We start from the raw sequence: 6606 nt of genomic DNA on the forward strand, positions 1-6606 counted from the left end.
CGGGCTTCGCCGAACTCGAGAGCATCCTTGAGACTGGGGAGGCCTTTGGACTTGGAGACGGAAAGTCGGGCCTCGATGGCCGACTTGATGCGACCGGCGGCCGTCGATGCCTTGCCACCCTGGGGCATCAGCGCAGTGAGCTCGTCGAAGGTCAGCACTTCCGTGCGCAGCTCATGGAACCAGCGGGGGAGCCGGCCCTTGAGGATGCGCTTGATGACGCTGGCCACCAGCGACGCCGATGGCGGATCGATGACGATGCGATGCTCGGCGAGGGACATCAGCAGTGGCGGCAGGGTGGACTCGGGCGCGTGGGACACGCCCACGACCATTCGCCCTTCACCCATTCGCTCCGCCAGCCAGTCGAAGCCCGCCCGCCGCTTCGTCTCATTGGGCTCGATCCTGAGCAGCTTGTCTCGATCGGCCACCTCGGCGACAGCTTCCAGGATGGCGTCGGTCCACGTTGCCTCGGGCACCTGGTAGATTACGGCGCTGCATGTTCCCTTCGCCAGCCGCCGGCGAAGGGCAGGGGGCGTGCTATTGGTGAAAGCGAGGTCGGCGAGGAGCTCGCGCGCGTTCTCCTCCACGACTGAGACCGTGACCTGGAATTCGATGTCGTCGTGGACCGTTCCTTCGGTTGCCATATCAGTCGTCCTTGCGGTTGTTGAGGCGGTAGTAGCGGGAGAAGGTCCTGGCCCAGGTGCCTCTGGCATCGAGGGCGAAGAGTTCCGATGTCGCGACCAAGGGGCGGTCGCCCAGAACGGGGTGGCCGATGACCGACCCCTTCAGGACGAGCACGTTCCTCTGGGTGATGGTCCAGTCGTTGAGGATCGGTGCCGAGCACAGCTCTTCGCCCGGTGGGACGTGCGCCATTGCCTGGAGATCCTGGGCGAGCGCGCGCAGCGTCGCGACGACGTCGAGGCCGCCGGCGGAAGGATAGATGATGGACATTCTTCGCTCCTAGTTGGCGAGATCGACGGTGCTGTGCGGCGTGATGGGGCGCGCCATGTCGATATTGACCAGCCCCATTGTCACCAGGTTGAGCACTGCGCCGAACGGATCCCGATGGCGCAGTTGCGCGGCGACTTCGGCGAGGCCGCAGGCGCCATTGTCGAGCAGGTGGGAGATCGCGATCATCGAGGTCGTCGCGTCCATGCGCACGCCGGCCGCTCGAGCGACGAGCTTGGAGTTGGTGAGCCTGGGTTCGCGCTCTGCCACGAACTGGGGGACCAGCACGGCACGGTGCCCGGCCTTCCTTGCCCGGCGCCGAAGTTCGATGGCCTTGCACCGCCAAAGCGGATCGGACCATTTCCCGTGCGGCACTACGATCAGGGTGACGATCTTTCGAGTGCGCACGTCGGCGATCGCTAGGTCATGGGCGGCGAAACCGAGTTCCGCCGCCATTTCTTCGACGGGCGCATTGCCACCGACATAGGTCGCGCAGCCGCTCGCCACGACGACGTCGCGAATATGGGCATGGAGCTTGCGGTTCCGCTTCATGAGGCGATACTGACGGCAGGATTGATTTGATTGCTGTTTGGACACGGCTTCTCCTTCCCGGGAGCCATGCCCGGGTCGATCAGGATTGGGACTGATGAATGAGCCGACACGCCTGGAGAGCGTGGGAAACGGTGGCCTGAAGGCGACCGCGACAGAGCGACGAACGCTCTTGCACGGCGTCAGATATGGGGGCGTGGTCGACCCTGCAAGATGCAACTACACATTTTGCGTAGTTCGTGCGAGTCATGGTTAATGTTTGGATTCGGATGCACCATGCCGCTCACTGCCGTTCAATGCCTCGGCGCTCGCGCCATGCTCAGGATGCCTCAGGCCGAGTTGGCCGAGGCGGTTGGTATAGCCCGCAAGTCGCTGGCCACGTTCGAAGCGGAGGGCTCCGCGCCCAGACCCACAACTTTGGAGCGTATTAGGGACTACCTCGAGGGGAGGGGCATCGAGTTCCTTGAAACAGAGGCAGGACTAGGAGTTTTGCTGAGATCTGGTGAGGAAGAGTCGCGCTGACCCTGTCGGCCGAAAGGCCAATGCCGGGACGGGATGTCGATGCGAGAAGGGGTTACGACCGATATTAAGCGAGATCGGAAAAGTGTCGGTGCTCCTGTATGACGGGTTTCTTTCGTAAGGAGACGCCGAAGTAGCAGCATTCCCAGGACCATATTGGCCTGTGGGATTACGAATGTTGACCGGCCGGGTCGTTGATCGACCAAATGCAGAAGCCTCCGTCGCCGTTCAGGCTCGGACCAAACGGATCGCGGCGCGCACAGCAGCGCCGCCTGGGTGCCATCGAAAATGATTTTGGTGGCGACCAGCTCATGGGACAGGAAGCCTAGCGCTGCTGCATCCCGCTTCACTTCTTTATCGCGCACCACTTTGGCGGCAGTGAAACGTTCTTGAATCATTCCGACCAATCGCCGCTCTAACTTGCGGTTCTGGTTGATGTGCCGCTGTCGACGAAAACGTTCGTCGGGACCTGAGGGTCTGGGGAGCGTGGTGAGCACTTGCGATTCCTGCCAATCCCGCCGAGTCGCTTGACGAGAATGCCGGCGCAGAAAACCAAATGAACTAGGTACTTTACCGAAGCCCGGAACGCTTGATTAAAATCTGAATCGAGTCCCACGTTATAGGTTTGCCTCGTGCAACTTCAGGTCTTCGTTCGGTTGGGGAGTTGCCTTTCTTGTCGGAAGCGTTTGTGTTCTCTGGGTTAGGCTCGTCGACGATCGGCGGCCATCGCAATAGATGCATCGTTTCGGGCATTAGCTGCTCTTTCATTTGGGATGTTCTTGTTTACCAACCGCACTTAAGGTAAGGCGGCCATGTTTGGGGGCAGGAGCCGAATGCCTAGCGCTGTCGATATCTTTTCAGGGTCCGGCGGGGTGACCCAAGGCCTGCGACGCGCTCGGTGGAAGGTCTTGGCGGCTTGCGACAACGACGACGCAGTTGCTGCGACCTATATCGCGAACCATCCGAAGACGCGCTTCGTCAAGGGCGACATCACCGAGGACGCTACTATCGATGAGCTGGCGGCGAAGGTCGGTCGGAAGAAGGTTGACTTATTGATCATTTGCGCGCCTTGCCAGCCTTTTTCGAGCCAAAACCGGTCGAGAGGCGCCGACCATAGAGAGCAGCTCATCGTTCGGGCTTTGGCTGCGGTCGAGCGACTGAATCCAACGACGGTTTTCTTTGAGAACGTCCCACTTTTAGCGTCGGCCGCCTACCGTCCCATTCTTGATGCAGTGCGGTCGAGGCTGTCGGAGTTGGGCTATTCGCTATCAGAGCCCTTGGTACGCGATGCGGCCAACTACGGTGTGCCGCAACGAAGAAGGCGCTGCATCATGTTCGCCGCTCGGTCGAAAGCTGCAGTGGACGCGTTCGTCGCCAACGACAGGCATACAGCAACCAAGTCGGTATGGCAGGCGATCGGCGATCTGCCGGCCCTCGAGGCCGGGCAGTCGGACCCCAGCGATGCGTTGCACCGCGCGCGCCATCATCAGCCTATTGCGATAGAACGCTTGCGCCACATCCCTGCCGATGGCGGAAGTCGCAGCAGCCTTCCTGCCCACTTGGAACTGGCATGCCACGTCGGAAAGAAGAGTTCGTTCTCCGACGTCTATGGACGCATGGGTTGGTCTGGCCAAGCACCGACTTTGACGACCGGTTGCGACGACCTCACCCGGGGGCGGTTCGCTCATCCTGAGCAGCACCGTGCCATCAGTCTGCGGGAAGCGGCACGTCTGCAGTCGTTCCCCGACGACTACGCCTTCAAGGGACGCGGCAAGCAGATCGCCACCCAGATCGGCAATGCTGTGCCTCCGGACATGATCTCAGCCTTCGACCAGGCCTTTCGGGCGGCATTGAAGGCACAGGCCGCCTATGAGGCATAGAACTAAGCGCCGAGCATCGTGGTAATTCGCTGACGAAGCGTATCCAGCTCAGGATGGGTCCTCGCGACGGCTTTGGCCACCATCCTTCGTGCAGCTTCTTTGTCGATGCCTGTCCGCACATGCAGCGTGTGACCGCAGTCATGGTGGTCCAGTTCCAGTGCCATGGCAGTAACGTGGTCGGCGGCCATCTGCGGAGTGCAACCGATCTCCGACGCAAGTGCCTCCTTATATGCATCGAGCTTGAGCTGTTCGAGCACCCATTTCTCGGGTGCCAATCCATTGCCCGGCAAGATGAGCCAGTCGGGATTGAGATCCCGCTCCGCTCGTTCGCTGTTTATCCAACCCTGAATGTTTGCCTCGGTGCAGTCGCCATCGAAGACGCTCAGGCACGCGACTTCGGGACGCGTGCGAGCATGGGCCACCGCTTGTCGGGCAAGCACCGTGTTGCTGCCGATGTCCTGGATAAGAACCCGCCGGTATAGATCGCCGGCGATGCATTCGGACACCAGCAGCGCGGCGAAGCGATCCTCTGTGTAAATCAACAGCTCCGGCTGCACCTCGCCGAGCATGTGATGCACGGCAAATCGCGTGCTGACGTTCGCGGTTGCCACGTGCTCGCCGTCGCTCTTCGAAATCAGCACACGTGCTTGACGCGGTACAGCGTCTATCACGGTCGCCGAATGCGACGTGCAGATGATCTGAAGGCGCTTGCTGCGGCAGTAGTCGAGCAGGACCTTGATCAGGCGTACCTGCGCTTCCTGATGAAGCGCAAGTTCGACCTCCTCGATCACAAGGAGACCACCCGTTGGCATAGCCTGGAGTCGCGCTAGCATCACGATGACCGAGCCTTCGCCACCGCCCATATCGAAGGCTGTATAGTCCGCCTCCGAATGGCAGATGGGTAGCACCATTCCCTTGGCGAAGCGTACTGCTGCGCTCGCGTAGGGCTTGCCCATGATGTAAGAGAGATACCCAACCGCCTCCTGGTTGAGATTGACCACCGAAGCCTGTTCGGTCCCTGTGAACGTCGCTCTGAGTGCCGCTAGTTCGCTTGCCGGCAGAATGCGCGATATGGGGATGAAGTCGATCTCGCGTGGCCCAAGGGTGGTGTTCTGACGACCAGGATCCACCACCTTGACCCACCGCGTGCCGTTGAACTTTAAGACACGTTCGATCTCGTTCCCGCGAAATTGTGAGACCCAGGTCAATTGCATGTCCGTGAGCGCTGGCGAACCTGCTGTCCGATGGAAGAAGTCCTTGAACGCGTATTGCACCGACTTGGCGCCCCGGGGCTTTGTGTTGCCCCAGAACGGGGTCCAATTCGTCGGTGGCGTCGCGGATATGGTTGCCAGCGACAGCACAGTGGATTTTCCCACCCCGTTCCGTCCGCACAGGACTGTCAAAGGATACTGGAAGGGCACCACGATCCTTCGAACGCCGCGCAGCCCGGCATCGCCCTCTATGGAAATGCTGCGAAGCAGCGGCTTTTGAAAGTTGTTAGGCGGCGTATCCCAAAAATTACCGAGATCCCGCTCCAGATTGCTCAGCCTACGTCCCGGCAAACCCGTCTCTCCCCATTGCATCCACTTCCGCTTCGGCTTCTTCGACCGGTTCACGCGGAGTAGGCGTCGATCTATCTTTTTGGCGCCAAAGCGAGAAGCCTGGGCAGAACTTTCGGAAATCGCACCGTTGGCACCAACCGTTGGCCGGCCCTTTGCAAGCGAACCTCTCCGTCGCCAGACTGTCCCTGATTTCGCCGACTGCTACTCGGACTTCTTCTAAAGCAGCGCTCTGACGCTCGGGCGTCACGTCTATGGTGAAGCGTTCTTTCACTCCCGCTTTGACCAGATCAGGAGCAGGGGGATTGGGCATGACGAGTTGCGCCGTGGCAGTCGCGGGCTGATACGGGAAGGCGTACTGCACCGCATTCGCGTATAGCTGCAATTGCCGCTCGGCCTGCCGCTTCACCTCGTCGTAGGCTTCTACCGATGGAATTCTGTGTGCTTTGAAATCGACGATGCCAACGGCGGTCGGATGGTCGGAATCGTCCAGCCGTTCCAGGAGGTCGACGACGCCTGTAATGAGCGCCCCGCTGGCGTGGTCGATATATTCGAATGGCTTCTCGATCGCGAAAGCGTTCTGAAGAGAGTCGCTGTTCATCGCCACATATCTGACGAGCGCTCGCTTGGCAGCTGCCTTTAGCTTCTCGAGCGGCTCTCCCTGCGTATAGCGCAAGAGAAAGCGTTCCTCCACCAACGCTTCTACTTCGCTCGGGGTGGAGATCACGCCTTTGCTAGCGCGGTCGTGGATTTCGGCAAGCAGATTGTGGAGCTGCTGCCCATAGCCATACTGCTCGCCTACGCCGGGACCGAAGCCCATCAGCGACCGCAACTGATATTCTCGTGGGCAGCGCCACCAATAGGTCAGATCGGAGAATGTGGTGGGCAGCATGCCGGCATCATCGGGCGGGGTCGGGTCGCCATGCAGACGGAGCGTCGGATCCTGACCGTCACGCCTGGCGACGTCGTGATGGATTTCCTTAAAGTACTCGGACGGCCTTTTGCGCGATCGATCGAGCGAAGAGATGTTCAGGAACTTGGTCGCCCGGGTGATGGCCACGTACCACAGCCGTCGCTCGCCATCGTCGCCCCCCGCATATTTCGACGGATCGAACTCCGATGGAGAGAGAAAGGTCTCTGGGCCCTGGTTCCTT

General features: G+C 60.5%; 7 protein-coding genes. 2 read left to right on the forward strand and 5 right to left on the reverse strand.

What is annotated here, in order from left to right; translation table 11 throughout:
* From J0I64_RS17280 to J0I64_RS17290, 3 genes are all read right to left on the reverse strand, one after another.
* On the reverse strand, nt 1-641 hold a 641-nt coding region (locus tag J0I64_RS17280), incomplete at its 3' end, for a hypothetical protein (RefSeq protein WP_291410491.1).
* A gap of 1 nt (nt 642) precedes the next feature.
* Nucleotides 643-948 (reverse strand): DUF6634 family protein, encoded by a 306-nt coding sequence (locus tag J0I64_RS17285; RefSeq protein WP_291410493.1) that lies wholly within the window; start codon nt 946-948, stop codon nt 643-645.
* A 9-nt stretch (nt 949-957) separates the two neighbouring features.
* Nucleotides 958-1542 (reverse strand): hypothetical protein, encoded by a 585-nt coding sequence (locus J0I64_RS17290; protein WP_291410495.1) that lies wholly within the window; start codon nt 1540-1542, stop codon nt 958-960.
* A gap of 267 nt (nt 1543-1809) precedes the next feature.
* Here J0I64_RS17290 and J0I64_RS22670 point away from each other — a divergent pair, with 267 nt between their 5' ends.
* Together J0I64_RS22670 and J0I64_RS17295 are read left to right on the forward strand one after the other, a co-directional pair.
* Nucleotides 1810-2016, forward strand: a complete 207-nt coding sequence (locus J0I64_RS22670; RefSeq protein ID WP_366933761.1) for a helix-turn-helix transcriptional regulator — start codon at nt 1810-1812, stop codon at nt 2014-2016.
* Between the two features lie 830 nt (nt 2017-2846).
* The gene (locus J0I64_RS17295) at nt 2847-3893 is read left to right on the forward strand and encodes a DNA cytosine methyltransferase (RefSeq protein WP_291410497.1); all 1047 of its coding nucleotides are present in this window, start codon (nt 2847-2849) and stop codon (nt 3891-3893) included.
* A gap of 2 nt (nt 3894-3895) precedes the next feature.
* On the opposite strand, the gene J0I64_RS17300 is transcribed toward J0I64_RS17295, so the two are convergent.
* Both J0I64_RS17300 and J0I64_RS17305 read right to left on the reverse strand, forming a co-directional pair.
* Complete coding sequence (locus J0I64_RS17300; RefSeq protein WP_291410499.1) at nt 3896-5509, reverse strand: AAA family ATPase; 1614 nt, start codon at nt 5507-5509, stop codon at nt 3896-3898.
* Nucleotides 5442-6606 (reverse strand): PD-(D/E)XK nuclease family protein (locus tag J0I64_RS17305; RefSeq protein ID WP_291410501.1); only part of this gene is annotated, 1165 nt, incomplete at its 5' end. The genes J0I64_RS17300 and J0I64_RS17305, both read right to left, overlap by 68 nt.

The sequence above is a fragment of the Devosia sp. genome (assembly GCF_017307565.1).
In the GTDB taxonomy this organism is placed as follows: Bacteria; Pseudomonadota; Alphaproteobacteria; order Rhizobiales; family Devosiaceae; genus Devosia.